Annotated in this window: 16 protein-coding genes, 1 tRNA gene and 2 rRNA genes (1 of these 19 running past the window's edge); 11 read left to right on the forward strand and 8 right to left on the reverse strand. The window is 63.0% G+C overall.

All coding sequences use genetic code 11. The features are described 5' to 3' along the window. The 7 genes from JG739_RS07005 to tnpC form a co-directional block, all read left to right on the forward strand. Nucleotides 1-1,153 (forward strand): 23S ribosomal RNA (locus tag JG739_RS07005) (it extends 1,667 nt beyond the left edge of the window). 274 nt (nt 1,154-1,427) lie between these two features. Continuing rightward, nucleotides 1,428-1,542 (forward strand): 5S ribosomal RNA (gene rrf / locus JG739_RS07010). Between the two features lie 184 nt (nt 1,543-1,726). After that, nucleotides 1,727-1,803, forward strand: a tRNA-Met gene (locus tag JG739_RS07015). A 129-nt stretch (nt 1,804-1,932) separates the two neighbouring features. Then, nucleotides 1,933-2,166: a DUF6429 family protein gene (locus JG739_RS07020; protein WP_202365837.1), complete on the forward strand. Its 234-nt coding sequence runs from the start codon at nt 1,933-1,935 to the stop codon at nt 2,164-2,166. An 84-nt stretch (nt 2,167-2,250) separates the two neighbouring features. Next, nucleotides 2,251-2,637 (forward strand): transposase, encoded by a 387-nt coding sequence (locus JG739_RS07025; RefSeq protein ID WP_183445375.1) that lies wholly within the window; start codon nt 2,251-2,253, stop codon nt 2,635-2,637. Next, nucleotides 2,634-2,978: an IS66 family insertion sequence element accessory protein TnpB gene (gene tnpB / locus JG739_RS07030; protein ID WP_183445374.1), complete on the forward strand. Its 345-nt coding sequence runs from the start codon at nt 2,634-2,636 to the stop codon at nt 2,976-2,978. The genes JG739_RS07025 and tnpB overlap by 4 nt, the downstream gene beginning before the upstream one ends. Nucleotides 2,979-3,054: 76 nt before the next feature. Next, nucleotides 3,055-4,695 carry an IS66 family transposase gene (tnpC, locus tag JG739_RS07035; RefSeq protein WP_183445373.1) on the forward strand — a complete coding sequence of 547 codons (1,641 nt, stop codon included), beginning with the start codon at nt 3,055-3,057 and terminating at the stop codon, nt 4,693-4,695. 186 nt (nt 4,696-4,881) lie between these two features. Here tnpC and ftsZ read toward each other — a convergent pair whose 3' ends face one another. Beyond that, a complete protein-coding gene (gene ftsZ / locus JG739_RS07040; protein WP_202365838.1) occupies nt 4,882-5,889 on the reverse strand; it encodes a cell division protein FtsZ in 1,008 nt (335 codons plus the stop codon). 280 nt (nt 5,890-6,169) lie between these two features. Then, the gene (locus JG739_RS07045; RefSeq protein ID WP_202365839.1) at nt 6,170-6,955 is read right to left on the reverse strand and encodes an SDR family NAD(P)-dependent oxidoreductase; all 786 of its coding nucleotides are present in this window, start codon (nt 6,953-6,955) and stop codon (nt 6,170-6,172) included. A 76-nt stretch (nt 6,956-7,031) separates the two neighbouring features. Between JG739_RS07045 and uxuA the strand changes: the two genes are divergently transcribed. Then, nucleotides 7,032-8,216, forward strand: a complete 1,185-nt coding sequence (uxuA, locus tag JG739_RS07050) for a mannonate dehydratase (RefSeq protein WP_202365840.1) — start codon at nt 7,032-7,034, stop codon at nt 8,214-8,216. Between the two features lie 15 nt (nt 8,217-8,231). Here the strand turns inward: uxuA and JG739_RS07055 are convergent, their stop codons facing one another. The 6 genes from JG739_RS07055 to JG739_RS07080 all read right to left on the reverse strand — a co-directional run bounded on the left by JG739_RS07055 (nt 8,232) and on the right by JG739_RS07080 (nt 14,950). Beyond that, nucleotides 8,232-9,125, reverse strand: a complete 894-nt coding sequence (locus tag JG739_RS07055; protein WP_202365841.1) for a sugar phosphate isomerase/epimerase family protein — start codon at nt 9,123-9,125, stop codon at nt 8,232-8,234. 113 nt (nt 9,126-9,238) lie between these two features. Beyond that, nucleotides 9,239-10,177, reverse strand: coding sequence for an ABC transporter substrate-binding protein (locus JG739_RS07060; protein ID WP_202365842.1), 939 nt, complete (start codon nt 10,175-10,177; stop codon nt 9,239-9,241). 78 nt (nt 10,178-10,255) lie between these two features. Continuing rightward, a complete protein-coding gene (locus JG739_RS07065; protein ID WP_202365843.1) occupies nt 10,256-11,254 on the reverse strand; it encodes an ABC transporter permease subunit in 999 nt (332 codons plus the stop codon). Continuing rightward, nucleotides 11,251-12,795 carry a sugar ABC transporter ATP-binding protein gene (locus tag JG739_RS07070; protein WP_202365844.1) on the reverse strand — a complete coding sequence of 515 codons (1,545 nt, stop codon included), beginning with the start codon at nt 12,793-12,795 and terminating at the stop codon, nt 11,251-11,253. The genes JG739_RS07065 and JG739_RS07070 overlap by 4 nt, the downstream gene beginning before the upstream one ends. Continuing rightward, complete coding sequence (locus tag JG739_RS07075) at nt 12,792-14,171, reverse strand: FGGY-family carbohydrate kinase (RefSeq protein ID WP_202365845.1); 1,380 nt, start codon at nt 14,169-14,171, stop codon at nt 12,792-12,794. The genes JG739_RS07070 and JG739_RS07075 overlap by 4 nt, the downstream gene beginning before the upstream one ends. Then, the gene (locus tag JG739_RS07080) at nt 14,168-14,950 is read right to left on the reverse strand and encodes a DeoR/GlpR family DNA-binding transcription regulator (protein WP_202365846.1); all 783 of its coding nucleotides are present in this window, start codon (nt 14,948-14,950) and stop codon (nt 14,168-14,170) included. Before JG739_RS07080 ends, JG739_RS07075 begins: the two co-directional genes overlap by 4 nt. Nucleotides 14,951-15,147: 197 nt before the next feature. On the opposite strand from JG739_RS07080, the gene JG739_RS07085 reads away from it, so the two are divergent. The 3 genes from JG739_RS07085 to JG739_RS07095 are packed head-to-tail and all read left to right on the forward strand — an operon-like array spanning nt 15,148 to nt 18,330. After that, entirely contained in the window at nt 15,148-16,191 is a 1,044-nt protein-coding gene (locus JG739_RS07085; RefSeq protein WP_202365847.1) for a class II aldolase/adducin family protein, read from the forward strand. Next, a complete protein-coding gene (locus JG739_RS07090) occupies nt 16,175-17,479 on the forward strand; it encodes an FGGY-family carbohydrate kinase (protein ID WP_244749725.1) in 1,305 nt (434 codons plus the stop codon). Before JG739_RS07085 ends, JG739_RS07090 begins: the two co-directional genes overlap by 17 nt. Then, on the forward strand, nt 17,476-18,330 hold the full coding sequence (locus JG739_RS07095) for a TIGR01459 family HAD-type hydrolase (RefSeq protein ID WP_202365848.1): 855 nt from the start codon (nt 17,476-17,478) through the stop codon (nt 18,328-18,330). Before JG739_RS07090 ends, JG739_RS07095 begins: the two co-directional genes overlap by 4 nt. Nucleotides 18,331-18,332 lie beyond the last annotated feature (2 nt).

The following is an 18,332-nucleotide window of genomic DNA, read 5'->3' on the forward strand; positions in this document are numbered from 1 at the left end:
CCCTTTTCCACGCAAGTGGAGGAGGGTGGCACAGACCAGGGGGTAGCGACTGTTTATCAAAAACACAGGGCTCTGCGAAGTCGCAAGACGACGTATAGGGTCTGACGCCTGCCCGGTGCTGGAAGGTTAAGAGGAGGGGTGCAAGCTCTGAATCGAAGCCCCAGTAAACGGCGGCCGTAACTATAACGGTCCTAAGGTAGCGAAATTCCTTGTCGGGTAAGTTCCGACCTGCACGAATGGCGTAACGACTTCCCCGCTGTCTCCAGCATAGACTCAGTGAAATTGAATTCCCCGTGAAGATGCGGGGTTCCTGCGGTTAGACGGAAAGACCCCGTGCACCTTTACTATAGCTTTACATTGGCATTCGTAGTGGCATGTGTAGGATAGGTGGTAGGCTTTGAAACCTGGGCGCCAGCTCAGGTGGAGCCATCCTTGAAATACCACCCTTATCACTATGGATGTCTAACCGCGGCCCGTCATCCGGGTCCGGGACAATGTATGGTGGGTAGTTTGACTGGGGCGGTCGCCTCCTAAAGAGTAACGGAGGCGCGCGATGGTGGGCTCAGAACGGTCGGAAATCGTTCGCTGAGTGCAATGGCATAAGCCTGCCTGACTGCGAGACTGACAAGTCGAGCAGAGACGAAAGTCGGTCATAGTGATCCGGTGGTCCCGCGTGGAAGGGCCATCGCTCAACGGATAAAAGGTACGCCGGGGATAACAGGCTGATGACCCCCAAGAGTCCATATCGACGGGGTTGTTTGGCACCTCGATGTCGACTCATCGCATCCTGGGGCTGGAGCAGGTCCCAAGGGTATGGCTGTTCGCCATTTAAAGCGGTACGTGAGTTGGGTTCAGAACGTCGTGAGACAGTTCGGTCCCTATCTGCCGTGGGTGTAGGAATATTGAAAGGATCTGTCCCTAGTACGAGAGGACCGGGATGGACGGATCTCTGGTGGACCTGTTGTGGCGCCAGCCGCATAGCAGGGTAGCTATATCCGGACGGGATAACCGCTGAAGGCATCTAAGCGGGAAACCCACCTTAAAACGAGTATTCCCTGAGAACCGTGGAAGACGACCACGTTGATAGGCCGGGTGTGGAAGAGCGGCAACGCTTGAAGCTTACCGGTACTAATAGTTCGATCGGCTTGATCGTTCTCATTCCCTATGCCCATCTGACGAAGTCAGATGGGCTGTTCTCACTCACGCTCGTTCCGCCCTGCGGGCGGCGCTACGTGGGTGCGGCGCATCGGCGCCGACGGTCGGTCGACCTTGCGAAGCTTCGCTTCGAAAGGCGCCAGGACCAAAGAACGGTAAGGCACATATAAGACCAGCGAACAGCTCAGAGAGCAGAAAATAGGCTTCCCTATTGGCTACTTCCTCATCGCTATTCGCTCAAAAAGCTTCTCGAACAACGTGCGCTTTGCCGACCTGGTGGTTATGGCGGAGCGGCTGCACCCGATCCCATTCCGAACTCGGCCGTGAAACGCTCCAGCGCTGATGGTACTTCGTCTCAAGACGCGGGAGAGTAGGTCGCTGCCAGGTCTGCAAAACGCACGTTGGATCTTCACCTTCACATCGTACTTTCCAAAAATCGAAAATGGGTCGATGTGTGGAAAATCTTCTCTCTACCAAAAGGCCCGCCAATCGGGAACTCGGGCCGCGCAAGCGGCCCTTTCAGTTGGCGCAAGCTTGATTCCAGTGAGCCAAGGCTTACTTCTGAAGTTGACGCGGGGTGGAGCAGCCCGGTAGCTCGTCAGGCTCATAACCTGAAGGTCACAGGTTCAAATCCTGTCCCCGCAACCAAACAAAAACGGCCCGCATCACGCGGGCCGTTTTGCGTTTGGGGTCTCGTGCGGCCAGTTTGATCCTCATCAAGTTGCCCGACGGTGTCGGTCTCGGCAGGCGCCGTCTTCCCGTGCTAAACTGCTTGGCATGGAGATGGACACCGACAAGATCGACAATGCCGTTCTGGGGCTGCTTTGGCTAACGCTGCATGAAGAGAGGCGCGCCTGGAAGGGATTGGATTGGGATGCTCTGGATCGCTTGCACCAGAAGGGACTGATCGCCAATCCAGCAAACAAGGCGAAGTCGGTGGTTCTGACAGATGAGGGCCTGCGACGGGCCGAGGAGATGTTCCGCACCCTGTTCACGCGGCGCGCGCCATGAACGCTGGGTAAGCGCGTAGGCGTCCCCACGTAGCGTGCAGGCGGTTGATCGCTCATTTTCAGCATGAATCATGCGGAGAATCCTATGAGCGACAGTATGAGCCATCATCGAACATTCGAGATTTTGACGGCGGAGCCTGTGCCGTCCCGACGCAAGCCGCGCCATCGGTCGGACGAAGAGAAGGCACGGCTTGTCGCCGAAGCGTTCTCGCCAGGGGGCAATGTCTCGGCGGTTGCGCGTTCCGAGGGGCTGGACCCCTCGCAGCTCTATGCGTGGCGCCGCAAGGCGCTTTCGTCGGGCATGGTTGCGCCACTGACGGAGGGAGCGAGCAAGCCGGCGAAGTTCACGCGCTTTGAAGCGGTGGGCAGCGACACGGTGGAAATCGTCATTGGCGACGCAGTGGTGCGCGCCGGCGGCGATGTCGATCCCGATCGCCTGGCGAGGATCATCCGCGCGGTTCGTAAGGCATGATCGCTTCCGGTGTGGTGGTTTACGTGTCGTGCCAGCCGGTCGACTTCCGCAAGGGCGCGGCATCTTTGATGGCGCTGGTCAGGGATGGCGGCCTGGACCCATTCTCGGGGGCACTTCACGTATTCCGTTCGAAGCGTGCGGACCGGGTTCGCATCGTGTGGTGGGACGGCAGCGGGGTTTGTCTTTATTCGAAGACTCTGGAAGATCACAGCTTCTGCTGGCCGGGGATATCGGCCGCGCGCATGCGTCTCGACCACGCCCAGTTGATGGCGCTTCTGGCCGGACTGGACTGGAAAAAGATTCGTCCGGCCAGGGTCAGGCGGCCGTTATCGACGGGCTGAAACCGGCCTGCGGCAAGATGAATCATGCGGCTGGAACGGTTGGGAAAGCGGCTGTTTTTGTGCTCTGTTGCTTGCCATGGTTCTACCGGGTCTTGCCCTTCCCGACGACGTTGATGCGCTGAAGGCGATGATCCTTTCCATGGCTCGCGAGCAGGCTGCAAGCGAGGCCCGGATCGCAGTCGCCGACGCTCGGATCGCAGCATCTGAGGCGGAGGTCGCCCGGCTGAAAGCTGTCGAGAAAAGCGCCAGCGAGCGGATCGCCAATCTCACGTCAATCCTGAAAGTTTTACAGCGCACGCAACATGGCACGCGTTCCGAGCGGCTACGCCTGGCCATCGACGACGAGCAGGCCTCCTTTGCCTTCGAAGAGGTCGAGACCGGCCTTTCGGAAATCCGGAGCGAACTCGACCGCGCGGTCGGGAACAAGCCGAAGCGCGCCCCGCGTCCGCGCAAGGGCTTTGCTGCCCACCTCGAACGCATCGAGGAGGTCGTCGAGCCGGAAATCCCGGCCGACTGCGAGGGGCTTGAAAAGGTTCTGATCGGCGAGGATCGATCCGAGCGGCTGGACGTCGTGCCGCCGAAGTTCCAGGTCATCGTCACGCGCCGTCCCAAATACGCCTTCCGGGGCCGTGACGGCGTGGTCCAGGCTCTGGCGCCGGCGCACATCATCGAAAGCGGGCTGCCGACGGAGCGGCTGCTCGCCTATATCGCCGTCTCCAAATACGCCGACGGCCTCCCGCTTTATCGGCAGGAGGCGATCTATCTGCGCGACGGCGTCGAGATCAGCCGGTCGTTGATGGCGCAGTGGATGGGGCATCTGGGCTTCGAGCTGCAGATGCTTGCTGATTACATACTGGAGCGCATCAAGGAGGGCGAAAGGGTCTTCGCCGACGAGACGACCTTGCCCACCCTTGCCCCTGGTTCCGGGAAAACCACGAAAGCCTGGTTGTGGGCCTACGCACGGGATGACCGACCCTATGGCGGAACCAGTCCGCCAATGGTTGCCTATCGTTTTGAAGACAGCAGAGGTGCGGATTGCGTGGCGCGCCACCTCGCCGGATTCAGCGGTATCCTGCAAGTGGATGGCTACTCGGCCTATACCAACCTGGTCAAGGCACGGGCCAAAGCCGGCAGCAATGAAACAATCCGGCTCGCCGGGTGCTGGGCTCACCTGCGGCGCAAATTCTACGACCTGCACATCAGCGGGGTCTCGCAGGCCGCGACGGATTCGATCATCGCCATGACCGAATTGTGGAAGGTCGAGGACGAGGTCCGCGGCAAGGATGCCGGAAGCCGCGCCGCGCTACGTCAGGAAAAGTCCGTGGCCATTGTCGCGAGCCTCTTCGATCTATGGGAAGCGGAACTGGGCAAGGTCTCCGGAAAATCCAAGACCGCCGAGGCGATCCGCTACGCGCTCACCCGGCGGGAGGCGCTGGAACGCTTTCTGATGGACGGTCGCATCGAAATCGACTCCAATATCGTCGAGCGTGCAATCAGGCCCCAGACGATCACGCGAAAGAATAGTCTATTCGCCGGCAGCCACGGCGGTGGACGAACCTGGGCGACGGTAGCCACCTTGCTGCAAACCTGCAAAATGAACAGCGTCGATCCGCTCGACTGGCTCTCGCAGACCTTGACCCGCATCGCTCAAGGCTGGCCGGCATCCGAAATCGAAATGCTCATGCCTTGGAACTTTAGGCCTGACGTTATCGGCTGACCGCTTACAACGCTGGGCTCCAATTCCACAGAGTATTGCAGAAGATCAAGAGCTTAATCCGAGCCGCGGGCCCACCCCGTAACAATCCCGGCTGGCAAGCGGTCCGCCAGACATGGTCTGCCTGCGATCTCGAAAGTGGCGGACCTTCAAGACAAATCCCACGGCCGGCCGCCATGAGGGCATCGTTCAGCTGACACGGCTTTCCAATCCCACCGTCAGCGGAATCTCAAGCCCCCGCCGCAATCCCGTCGCAACAACCGACACCCTGAATTTTCCTGCGAGCGCCTTGTCGAAAATGGCGCCGACGATGATGTCGGCATCGGCGTCGACCTCTTCGCGTATACGGGTGGCGGCTTCGTCGACCTCGAACAGCGTCATGTCAGTGCCGCCCGATATCGAGACAAGGACGCCCTTGGCGCCCATCATCGACGCTTCGTCGAGAAGCGGGTTTGCGATCGCCGCTTCGGCTGCCTTCCTTGCGCGGTCCTCCCCGGTGGCTTCGCCGGTCCCCATCATCGCGCGTCCCATATCGCGCATCACCGACTTCACATCGGCAAAGTCGAGATTGATCAGGCCCTCCTTGACGATGAGATCGGTGATGCAGCCGACGCCGGCGTAGAGAACGCGATCCGCCATGGCGAACGCGTCCGCGAACGTCGTCTTGGCATCGGCGATCCTGAAAAGGTTCTGGTTCGGGATGACGATGACGGTATCGGCGCTTTCGCGCAGCCGCTCGATGCCCTCATTGGCGGCATGCATTCGGCGGTTTCCTTCGAAGACGAACGGCTTGGTGACGACGGCGACGGTCAGTATTCCCGCGTTGCGCGCGGCCTGCGCTATGACCGGTGCTGCACCGGTTCCAGTTCCGCCTCCCATGCCCGCGGTCACGAAGCACATATGCGTTCCCGCAAGATGGTCCATGATTTCGTCGATCGATTCCACGGCCGCGGCATGGCCGACCTCGGGCAGGGATCCTGCACCGAGGCCTTCCGTGACGTGCGCTCCCAATTGGATCAGCCGCGTTGCCTTCGACATGGTGAGCGCCTGGGCATCGGTGTTGGCAACGATGAACTCGGTGCCCTGCAAGCCTTCGGCGATCATGTTGTTGATGGCGTTGCCGCCACCGCCGCCAACCCCGATGACGGATATCTTGGGCCTCATCTCCGAGATTTCCGGCCTTGTTGCAGTGTTCATTTGCCGTCTCTCCCCTTGAATGCGCAAGCGCAGCGGTCGGTGGAAGGCTTGTTCCCGGCGCACTGCAAATACTTTGGACAGTGCGCGAATCAGGACAGCCGAGCGTGACCAAGGGAATCAGACGGCTGAACCGGCTGCAAGTGCACTATTCGCACTCGCGCATGTTATGCGCTATTGGTTCGCCACGGTGCTACGTGTGGCGGCTGACCTAAAATCGTCCGACGACAATTTCTCCCGTAAAGCCGGGGCCGATTTTCCCGTTCTACTTCACGCCCCCGTTCTACTTCACGCCGATGCCGGCAGTCAGGCCGCCATCGATCCTGTAGTCCGCGCCGGTGCAGAACCCGGCTTTCGACGAACACAGAAAGGCGATGAGTTCCGCCACTTCCTCCGGCTCGCCGATGCGCCCGATGGGGTGTGCTTCGCCGAAGCGCCTGTAGGCGGCCTCGACATCGGCGTCGGTGCCGTTTTCGCCGCGCGCCGCCTTTTCCAGGATCGGGGTGCGGATCGAGCCCGGGCTGACGGAATTGACGCGAATGCCGGAGCGCGCGTGGTCGAGCGCCAGAGCGCGCGTCAATGTGTGGATGGCGCCCTTGGTCGTGGCGTAGGCGGCGACGTTCTGCTGGCAGGCGAAACCTTGCACCGAAGCCACGTTGACGATGGCGCCGCCGCCTCGCCTGGTCATTTCCGGAATACCAAAATGCGCGGTCAGGTAGATCGAGCCGACATTGACGGACATCGCCCGGTTCCAGCTGTCGAAATCGGTGCTAACTGCGGTGCCATACGGATGGACCGCCGCGGAATTGACGATGATATCGAGGCCGCCGAACCGCTCGACACCGGCTGCGACCGCGTCGCGGACCTGATCCGGCACGGAGACGTCGACGGCCACGACCAGTGCCTCAGCGCCGGAGCTGTCCAGTTCCGCTCTCATCGCCGTGTTGGCCGCGCGGTCGATGCCGCAGGCGATAATCGCCGCCCCACCCGCCGCAAGACGTCTGGCGGTTGCCAGGCCGATCCCGGTCGTCCCCGTCACCAGAGCGATCTTGCCGTCGAAATCCTTCATTGCGCAAACTCCTAAGATTTGACTTCCATTGTGGCCCAACAATACGGTTCCGTTTTATCGCAAAGGAAAAGCCTCGATGGAACAATGCTGGCGCTGGTATGGCCCTGACGACCCGGTGACGCTCGATCATGTCAAGCAGGCCGGAGCCACGGGCGTTGTATCCGCCCTGCATAATATCTATGACGGCCGCGCCTGGCCTTTGACGGACATTTTGGAGCGCAAGCGGATCATCGAGGCCGAAGGGCTGACCTGGTCGGTTGTGGAAAGCATTCCCGTCCACAATTCGATCAAGATCGGCTCGGCGGAACGGCTTCGCTATGTCGACTGGTACAAGGAGACGATCCGTGCGCTCGCCAAGGCTGGCATTGCGACGATCTGCTATAACTTCATGCCGGTGGTCGACTGGACCCGCACCGACCTTGCCTATCGGCTTCCAACGACGGGCTACGCACTGCGGTTCGATGCGATCGATTTTGCCGCCTACGACCTGTTCGTCCTGAAGCGCAGGAATGCCGAATTCGGCTACAGCGCGGCACGTATCGCCGAAGCGGAATCCCGACTGAAGCAATTGAGCGAAGAGCAGATCGACAGGATCGAGCGCAATCTCATTGCCGGCCTGCCGGCGACCGAGCGCAGCTACGACCGTGATAGTTTTCGCGAGGCATTGGCTGAATATGACTCGATCGGGCCGAAGGAGTTGCGCGACAATCTTGCCTGGTTTCTGCGCGAGATCATTCCGATGGCCGAGCAGGAGGGGGTGCGCATGTGCATCCATCCCGACGACCCGCCATTCTCGCTCTATGGCCTGCCACGGATCGTTTCGACCGCCGAGGACGCGCGTTTCATCCTCAACGCCGTCGACAGTCCGGCCAACGGCCTGACATTCTGCACCGGCTCCTACGGTACGCGCGCCGACAATGACATTGTCGGCATGGTCAAGGAGTTCGCCGACCGGATCCATTTCGTCCATCTGCGCAATGTAACCATCGAGGATGACGGCTCCTTCCATGAAGCCGAGCATCTGGAGGGCGGCACCGACATGGCGCATGTCGTCCTCGCTTTGATGCAGGAAGAGACGCGCCGCCGTAGCGAAGGTCGCGCCGATTGGCGGATTCCCATGCGACCCGATCATGGCCATCTGCTCGCCGACGATATCGGCAAGACCAGGATCAACCCCGGCTACTCTTTGATCGGCCGCCTGAAAGGCTTGGCCGAGCTGCGTGGCATCATGCGTGCCGTGGAACGTTTTGAGCTGGCCTGAGGATCGCAACCGGAGCTAAGGCTGATGGCTTGACGCAACAAGCTCGGCCTTGCGCCGCGCCGTCTCCAGCCCGATGGCGATGAAGCGGCGCGCATGCCGGGCCAGCTCCATATTGTCGGTCCACAGATTGCGCCAGATGGCGGTTTTCTTCGACAGGTTCTCGTCGACGATCTCCGATGAGAAGGATTCGAAGCTGAGGTCGTCGCCATAGCCGATTGCGGTCAGCGCATCGAAGATCGCGGCAAAGTCGATGTTGCCGGTGCCGAGGAAGCCGCGATGGCTCTCGCCGATATGGACATAGCCGATCTTTTTGGCGGCGTGGTGGATGGCCAACCCGATATCGGCCTCCTCGATGTTCATATGGAACGTGTCGAGATGCAAAAAAATGTTGTCGGAACCGGTGTCCTCGATGAAGGCCAACCCTTGCGCCGCGGTGTTGAGCAGATTGCTCTCGAACCGGTTGACGATCTCGAGGTTGAGTGTGACACCGGCGGCCTTGGCGGTCTCCGCGACCTTGGCAAGCGTGGCGGCACTGCGGTTCCATTGATCGCGCGTCGGTGCCTCAGTCTGCAATCCATGGCTGGTCGAGAGGATGCCGGCGACCTTCCGGCCGCCGAGATCGCGAGTGAGCGCGATCGTATCATTGAGGACTTCGACACCGTGCGCGGCAATCGCCTTGTCGGCGCTTGAAATGTCGCCGTCGGGCGGCAGCCCGATGCTGATCGCCACGCCGAGATCGAGGTCGGCGATGCGCTTGGCCAGCCCGCCAACATCGACATTGGCGGGATCGAGATAGGAGAATTCGATCAGCTCGAAGCCCGCCTCCCTGGTGTTGGCCAGCGTCCGCTCGAGGTCTTCTTGCGCCGAGCTCGCCGACCAGACGAAAGAGTGGATTCCAATGCGCGACATGATCGTCTCCTGCTGCTCGAGAGCATCGGACCCAAAAGTTGGGAAAAATCCGATGCTCAAACAAAAATTGGTGCGCCCGGTCACCCGGCCGCACCAGCCTTGGGAGGCTTTAACTAGCGGGCCGCGGTCCAGCCCTTGTAGTCCTTCAGGTTGTCCGCCGTGATCAGCTGCGGGTCGAGCAGCACCGTCGCCTCGGCCGGCTTTTTGCCGGCGAGCACTTCAGCTGCCATCTGCAGCGACTGGCCGGCCATCACATAGGGATCCTGCGAGGCCGAGGCCTTGATCATCGACGTGCCGGAAGCGAGTTCCTTCTCGATGTCGGGCGCGCCGTCGACTGCGGTGAAGATGAACTCCGAGCGGTTGAGCTGCTTGGCCGCAAGCTGGGCGCCGATCGCCGTCGGGTCGTTGATGGCGAACACCGCGTCGATCTTGTCGAAACGGGTCAGCAGCGACTGGAACACCTTCAGGCCGCCGTCGCGCGAGCCTTCGGCATTCTGGTCGTCGGAGAGGATCTTGATATCCGGGTGTTTTGCCAGCACGTCCTTGCAGCCCTTCACCCGCTCCAGGATCGATGAAGATGCAGGGCCGTTCAGGATGACATAGTCACCCTTGCCACCGGTATGGTCGACGAGGTACTGGCAGGCCGCCTCGCCGGCCTTGACGTTGTTGGTCATCACGGTGACGTCGGCGCCCGGCGCCGATACGTCGAACGCGGCAACCACGATGCCCGCGGCCTGCGCCTTCTTCACCGCCGGCGCGATCGCCTTGGCGTCGACGGCGTTGAGCATGATCACGTCGACGCCGGCGGCGATGAACGAGTCGACCTGCGAGACCTGCTTGTTGAGGTCGTAGTCGGCCGACACCGAGGTCACCTCGACGTTCGGGTTGATCTTCCTGGCCGCGTCCTCGATGCCCTTGATGGTCGCGACGAAGAACGGGTTGCCGAGCAGGCCGACCGAGATGCCGACCTTGTTCAGGTCCTTGGCAGAAGCCGGTGCGACGGCGACGGCCGCGAGGGCAACGCCGCAGAGCAGTTTAGCGATGGTCTTCATTCTTCTCCTCCTGATGCCCCGCGCCTCTCACGGTGCGTTACATGAAACCGGGTCGTCGACGCCGGCGACTAAGGTCAATCACGTTCTTGCTCCTGCCTGGAGCCTGTAGCGGTCGAGGGCGACCGCCACGATGATGACCAATCCCTTGATGATGTACTGCCAGATGTCCGAAACACCGGCCAGGATGAGTCCGTTGGAGAGCACCGCTATGATCAGGCCACCGATCAGCGTGCCCCAGATCGAGCCGACGCCGCCGACGAAGCTGGTGCCGCCGAGAATGACCGCGGCGATGGCGTCGAGTTCGTAGGACTGCCCAAGCTGCAGCCCATTGGCAGCGTAGAGCCGGGCCGCCGACATGGCGCCGCCAAGGCCAGCGAGAAGGCCTGAAACGCCATAGACGAAGAGCAGCACCAGCGGCACCTTGATGCCGGTGAGGCGGGCGGCCTCGGCATTGCCGCCGACGGCATAGATCCAGGTGCCGAGCACGGTGCGCTTGAGCACCAGCCAGGTCAGCACCACCACCGACAGAGCAATGATGACCAGCCAGGGAATGCCGAACAGCGAACCGTTGCCGATGAAGTCGAACGGCAGGTCCGAGTTGAACACCGTCGTGTCCTGGCCGAGCAGGCGGGCGACGCCGCGCACGGCGGTCAGCGAACCGAGCGTGACGATAAAGGGCGGCAGCTTGATATAGGCGACGAGCAGCCCGTTGATGACGCCGAAGCCGAGGCCGACCAGAATGGCCGCTGGCACGCCGAGCATGCCCCACTCCGGCACCAGCGACACCATCACCGCCACCATCGCCGAGGCGGCAAGGATGGAGCCGACGGACAGGTCGATGCCGCCGGTCAGGATGACGAAGGTCATGCCGGCCGCAAGCACGATGTTGATCGACGACTGCTGGGTGACGATCAACAGGTTGGTCTCGGTGAGGAAGCGCGGGTTCATGATCTGGAATCCGGCCGCCAACAGGATCAGGACCGGCAGCATGCCAAGCGCGGCGAAGGCCATGCGCAGCCGCCGGCTCCTGCCGACAGCCTGGTCGCCCGCGCTCATCTCGGTTGCCTTGTCGGTCATCCCTGGGCCGCTCCCGTTGCAAGTTCCATGATTGCCTCCTGACTGAGCGGCTGGCCCTCGGATGCCGTCACCTCGCCCGATATGGTGCCGTCGCGCATCACCAGAACGCGGTCGGCGACGCCGATCACCTCCGGCAGTTCGCTGGAGATCATCAGGATGGCGATGCCCTTCTTGGCGAGATCGTCGATCAGCCGGTAGATTTCCGATTTCGCCCCGACATCGACGCCGCGGGTCGGTTCGTCGAGGATGAGGACCCGCGGCTCGGTTTCGAGCAGGCGGCCGAGCAGCACCTTCTGCTGGTTGCCGCCCGACAGCGAGCCGGCATTGGCCTGCACCGATCTGGTGCGGATGGAAAGCTCAGAAACGGCCTTGGCGGCGCGCCTTTCGGCCGTGGCGAAGTCGCGCAAACCGCCGGCCTGCGCGTCCCTGGCGAGCACGCCCATGCTGATATTGTCGGAAATCGACATGTCGAGGAACAGGCCGAGTTCCTTGCGGTCTTCAGTAAGATAGGCGATGCCGGCGTCCAGCGCCTCGCGCGGCGAGCCGATGGCTATCGGCTTGCCGTCGAGCTCCAGCGTGCCTGATATGTGCCTGTCGGCGCCAAAAATCAGCCGCGCGAGTTCGGTGCGGCCCGAGCCGACAAGGCCCGCCAGCGCCAGCACTTCGCCCTTGTGCAGGTCGAAGGAGCAGCCTTTCAGGAGATTGCCGTCCGCCATGTCGCGCACCGACAGTGCAATTGCGCGCTTGCTGTCCGGCGGGCGGTGATCCTTCTTGTAGAAGGCGGACAGGTCACGGCCAACCATCATCGAGACGAGGCGCGAGGCGTTCAGCTCGGCGCGTTCGAGCGTGCCGACATAGCCGCTGTCGCGCAGCACGCTGACGCGGTCGGCAAGCTGGTAGACCTCTTCCATGCGGTGGCTGATGTAGATGATGGCGATGCCCTGCGCCTTCAGCGTCGCAATCACCTCGAACAGCCTGTCGGTCTCGCGCGAGGTCAGCGACGTCGTCGGCTCGTCCATGACGATGATGCGCGCGCTGGTCGACAGCGCGCGGGCGATTTCGACCAGCTGGCGTTCGCCAAGCGACAGGCTGGAGACCGAGGCGCGCGCCGAGAAGGAAACGCCGAGCCGTGCGATGATTTCCTTGGCGCGCCGATTGCACTGGTCGCGGTCGACGATGCCGAACCGTCTCGGCTCGTTGCCGAGGAAGATGTTCTGCGCGACCGTCAGGTTGGGCGCCAGCGACAGCTCCTGATAAATGACGGCAATGCCGTTGGCGCGTGCCTTGATCGGGTCGCCGGTCGCGACCGGTATGCCGTCGATCAGGATATCGCCGCCGGCATCCGGCCGATAGGCGCCGGACAGCACCTTCATCAGCGTCGACTTGCCGGCGCCGTTTTCGCCCATCAGCGCGTGCAGTTCACCGGCATGGATGGTCAGCGATACGTCCTGCAAGGCGCGAATTGGGCCGAACGTCTTGGAGATGTGCCGCATCTCCAGCACCGGCTGGCGCACGGTTTCGATCCGGGCAGCGGCGGTCATCGTGCACCTCCCGCTGCGGCATCAGCGACGCCTCGGTCGGTGGCGAGGCCGCGCCAGCTGTCGCGATAGAGGGCAAGCCCGGTGAAGCTCGAGGCGCGTACCGGCTCCGGCGCCTCGGCGGCAAATTCGCGTCCAACACTCTCGAAGGCGAGAGCCGCCGCTCCAGTGGCGCTGCCCTCCAGCGTGGCGCCCTGCATGAAGGCCTGGCCGGGACGCAGCTGCGCCAGCAGGCTGGCAAGCAGGCCGCCACTGTTCAGCCCGCCATCGACGATCACGGTGTCGTTCGAATGGATCAGGTCGAGACACAGGTCGACCATTAGCGCGACATAGAGCAGCGCCACGGCCGCGCGCTCCTCCGCGTCGGGCGTGCGGCCGACCAATTCGCCGGGATGGCCAGGCATCGGCCCGCCCGGCGCGAAGCTGGGCAGCGCCATGATGCCGGCGCCGATCACCTGCTGCACGGCTGAGGGGGCGATCGCGCCCTGCCAACCGTTGCTGATCACTGCGAATTCGCGGCCGCCCATGAAGCGGATGGTCGGCACCGGGCCGCCGTCGACATCGACATTGACCAGCATGTCACGGTCGCGATCGAGCGCGTCGAGCGGGCAGTCCGGATTGAGCACCACAACCCAGGTGCCGGTCGAGACGACGGTGACCGGACCAAGCTGCTGCCGACGATAGGCATGGAGCGCCGCATTGCTGTCATGGACACCGTTGTGAATGGCGATCGGCCGTGTCGCTCCGCCAAAGCGCTGCTCGCCGATCACCGCGCCGGCACGCTCGAAGGCGGGCATTTGGCAGCGCCAACCCTCGGCGTCGACCAGCGACGAGAAATCACGCTTGCGCGGTGCCCACAGATGCGAGTGGCAGCCGAGATAGGAAACCTCCGACACCGCCCGACCGCCAAAGCGCCAGCTCCAGTATTGTGGATAACCGAGCATCGCTTTGGCGGCGGCGAACGCGCTTGGTTGCACCGTCTTCAGCCACAGCATGTGGCGACCATAGTTGAAGCCGAGCGGCAGGCGCGGCGAGAAGGTTTCGGCGAAATCCGGAATGCGGCGACCGATCTGCGCGGCGATCTCAGGCGGCGGCTCTTGCTCGTAGTCGAGTATCGGATGGGTTAGCGCCGCATCGTCGACCAAGGCAAAGGTGCAGCCATGGCCCGAAACCATCAAGCCCTCTATGCCATGGACGTCGACCGCTTCGCCGACCGCGCGCGCCGCCCAATCGTGAAGCGCTGCTTCGTCGAGCACGCTGAAGCCGCCTTCGCGCGTCCAGTTCGGCTGGGTCCGGCGCTCACCCAGAATCTGCCCGTGCTGGTCGAAGACGAACAGCTTCGAGTTGGTCTTGCCGAAGTCGAGGACAGCCACCTTCACTGGACGGCCCCCGAGGCAGAGGCGATCCGCACCATGACGCCGGCATCTTCGAGCATACGCGCGTCGGCATCGGACAGGCCGTCGTCGGTCACCAGCGTGCCGATGCGCGACAAGGGCAGTGCGACGTTGCGCGCGTGGATAGACAGTTTGCGGCTGTCGGCCAGCACCACGATCTGGTCGGCACATAGGCTGAGCTCGACGATGGAGCGAACCAGCAGCGGATGCGATTCCAGCACGCCCTGCTGGCTGATGCCCTGCGCGCCAAGAAAGAACTTCGACGCATAGAAGGGCACGGCCTGGGTGAGCGAATGGATGATGCCAGGCTCGCGATGCAGTTCACCGCCGGCAACGGTCAGGCTGCAATGGCCGTGGTCGCTCAAATAGGCCACGAGCGGCATCGAATTGGTATAGAGCCGGATGTTGCGGTCGGCGAGCTTGACGCCGAGATGGAAGCAGGTCGAACCCCCATGCACGATGACGGCGTCGCCATCGCGCACCATGGTCGCCGCGAGAGCGGCGATCTGCCGTTTGGCCTCGACCGCGAGATCGCGGTTCTCGTCGTAGGGCCTGGCATAGGCGACGCCCGCCTGCGCAGCGCCATCGAGCGCCGAGATGCCGCCATAGACCTTGCGTGCCTCGCCGGCCTCGTCGATCTTGTCGATATCGCGCCGCACCGTCGCAGCCGATACGCCGAGCCGCTCCTGCAGCTCGCGCACCGAGGCGAAGGGGCGATCCCGCAACAGCTCGACGATCTGACGCTGGCGGCCGGAGTCGCTCAACGGATACCCTCCCGAAATGCCATTTTGCCACGGCAATTGGTGTAACTTACTCAGAGTTAATCAGAATGCAAGCTTGATTTGGTTGAACAAGATCACTATTGACGTAACTTGCTCGCATCTGCGATACCGGCGTCATGCGTTATCCTGGCCACCCGGATCCAAAGCCGTGGCGAGCGCCGGTTCGTGAAGGAGTTTCGATGGCAATCAATGCGGATGCGCAGGAACTGGCTGCGTTGCGGTCGCTTTCGGCCAGCATCGGGTGCGACCCGCATCTGACCCAGGCCGCGGGCGGCAACACTTCGCTGAAAGCCGGCGACACGCTCTGGATCAAGGCTTCCGGCACCTGGATGAAGGATGCGCTCGCCGAAGAGATCATGGTTCCCGTGGCGATCCCCCCGCTGCTTAGGGCTGTCGAGGAGCGCGACCCGGCCGCCGATCAGCCACAGGGTTTCGCCATCGAGGCGCTCAATGCCCGCAAGCTGCGTCCTTCGATCGAGACCACGGTTCACGCGCTGATGCCGCAGCGCGTCGTCCTGCATGTCCACTGCGTCGACACCATTTCGCTTGCGGTGCAGGCCGACTGCGAGGCTCAAATCGCCAAGCGCCTCGATGGTCTCGAATGGGCGTATGTTCCCTATCGCCGGCCGGGCCTGCCGCTTGCCCAGGGGATTGTCGAGCGCCTTCGGCCTGGGGTCGATGTGCTGATCCTTGCCAATCATGGCCTGGTCGTCGCAGCCGAAACCGTGGCCGGCGCCGAGGCGCTGCTGCGTCGCGTCACGGGGCTGCTGGCGCGGCCGCCGCGCGAGGTGGCGGAGCCCAACCTTGTCGCATTGACGGCGCTCATCGGACACACCGGCTACAGGTTGCCAGCGGATGTCGAAGCGCATGCCGTCGCGATCGATCCTGAGAGCCGCCGCATGGCGGCAGGAGGCAGCCTCTATCCCGATCACGTCATCTTTCTCGGCCAGGGTTCGGTCGTGGCGAGGCCCGGTGAGGACGTGATGCGTGTCACCGAACGGTGCGGTACGGCACCGGTGGCGATCCTGTTTCCCGGGCTTGGCGTGCTGATGCGCGGCGACGCCAGTCCCGGCGCCAATGCCATGCAACGCTGCCTCGCCGACGTGACGTCGCGGGTCGACGTCGCAGCGAAGCTGAATTATCTGACCGCCGCCGAGAACGATGAACTGATCAACTGGGACGCCGAGAAGTATCGCCAGAAACTCAATGCAGCCGGCAGCTGAGATGGCGCTTTCGATCGGCCCGCTTTCGATTGGGATCGACATAGGCACATCGGGTGCGCGCGCCGTCGCCATGCGGCCGGACTTCTCGATTGCCGCGCGTTCCGCCGTTCCACTCGACAGATTTGGCCAGAACGCCCGCGACCCCTCGGTATGGTGGTCAGCGGTCGGCGCGGCGCTGACCGAACTGCTTTCCGGCATCGATCGCGCGGCGGTGCGGTCGATTGCCGTCGACGGCACTTCGGGCACGCTGCTGCCGGTCGACGGCGCCGGGCGGCCGCTGGCCGAGCCGTTGATGTACAGCGACAAGGTCGACGACGACGTCATTCTGGCGGTGATCGCGCGTGAGGCGCCGGCCGCGAGCGCAGCACGTGGGCCGACGTCCGGTCTCGCCAAGGCGCTGTGGTTCCAGCGCCTGCCCGGCATTGCTGCGGTGCTGCATCAGGCCGACTGGATCGCGGCACAGTTTTCCGGCGCCTTCGACATCAGCGACGAGAACAATGCCCTGAAAACCGGCTACGACGTCGAGGCCCGCCGCTGGCCGGACTGGATTGCGGCGACCGGCATGCGCATGGGATTTCTTCCTCGTGTCGTCAAGCCGGGCGATGTCACGGGAACGCTCACCGCGAGTGCGGCGGACCGGTTCGGCCTGGCGCGCGACGTTGCCGTGGTCGCTGGCACGACGGATGGCTGCGCGTCGTTCCTGGCGACGGGTGCTGCGGCAGTTGGCGACGGCGTCACCACGCTGGGCTCCTCTCTGACCATCAAAGTCCTCTCCGACCGGCCGATCTCGGCGCCGCAGTTCGGCATTTACAGTCACCGGCTGGGAGATGCCTATCTGGCGGGTGGTGCGTCGAATTCGGGCGGCAAGGTGCTGGCGCAGCATTTTTCTCTCGCGCGGATCATCGAATTGAGTGTGGTGATCGATCCGATGACCGAGACCGGCCTCGACTATTATCCGCTTCCCGCGGTTGGCGAACGCTTTCCGATCGCCGATCCTGATTTGCTGCCACGCCTGACGCCGCGGCCGGCGGACGACGCCGACTATCTGAAAGCCATGTTCGAGGGCATCGCGGTGATCGAGGCGCTCGGCTATCGCCGGCTTGCCGAACTCGGCGCCCCCCGGTTGACGTCGGTCAGAAGTGTCGGCGGCGGGGCGGCAAACGCCGCCTGGACCGCGATCCGGCAGCGCAAGCTGGGCGTCGATTTTCTGCCGGCGCTTTCGGACGAGGCGGCCGCCGGCACGGCACGGCTGGCGCTGATCGGCGCAATCGCAGCGGGGCTGTTGTGAGCACGAAAAAGGTCGAACATCTCGACGGCATCGGAGCGCTGGTCGAGCGCTATCAGGTGTTCCTGCTCGATCAGTTCGGCGTGCTGCACGATGGTACGAACCCCTATCCGGGCGCCGTGGAGGCGTTGGCGGCGCTGAAGCGTGCAGGCAGGACGATCGTGCTGGTCTCGAATTCCGGCAGGCGGGCGCGGCCCAACGAGACCCGCTTGCTGAAGCTCGGCTTTGAACCAGGAAGCTGGGATCAATTTGTCTCTTCCGGCGAGATCGCGTGGCGGTCTTTTCACGACATGGCGATATCCGGAACGCTGCGACCAAACACAAAATGTTTGCTGATTAGCCGCGAGGGCGATCGTTCGGCGATTGAAGGTCTGCCTTTTACGCTGACCAGCGACGGCGACGATGCCGAACTGGTGCTGATCGCCGCCAGCGAGGGCGACCGCTACGACATCGAGCACTATCGCAGGCTCTTTGCGCCGGCAGCGACGCGGCAGGTGCCGTGCTTCTGCACCAATCCCGACAAGATCATGCTGACGGCAGTCGGGCCTCGCTTTGGCGCCGGCCAGCTTGCGGATCTCTACGAGAGCCTCGGCGGCAGCGTCACCCGTATCGGCAAGCCCTATACACCGATCTTCGACGCCGCGCTGGCGCTGGCGGGCAACCCGGACCGCAGCAGCGTGGTCTGTATCGGCGACAGCGTCGAACACGATGTCGCCGGTGGAATTGGTGCCGGTGTGGCGACTGCGCTGGTCTTGTCCGGAATATTGGCGGACACCCCTGATCTCGCCGAGCTTTTCGACAGTCTTAACGCCTACCCCGACTACACCACGGATATTTTTAAGTTCGCTGATTGAGA

It is taken from the genome of Mesorhizobium sp. L-2-11 (assembly GCF_016756595.1).
In the GTDB taxonomy this organism is placed as follows: Bacteria; Pseudomonadota; Alphaproteobacteria; order Rhizobiales; family Rhizobiaceae; genus Mesorhizobium.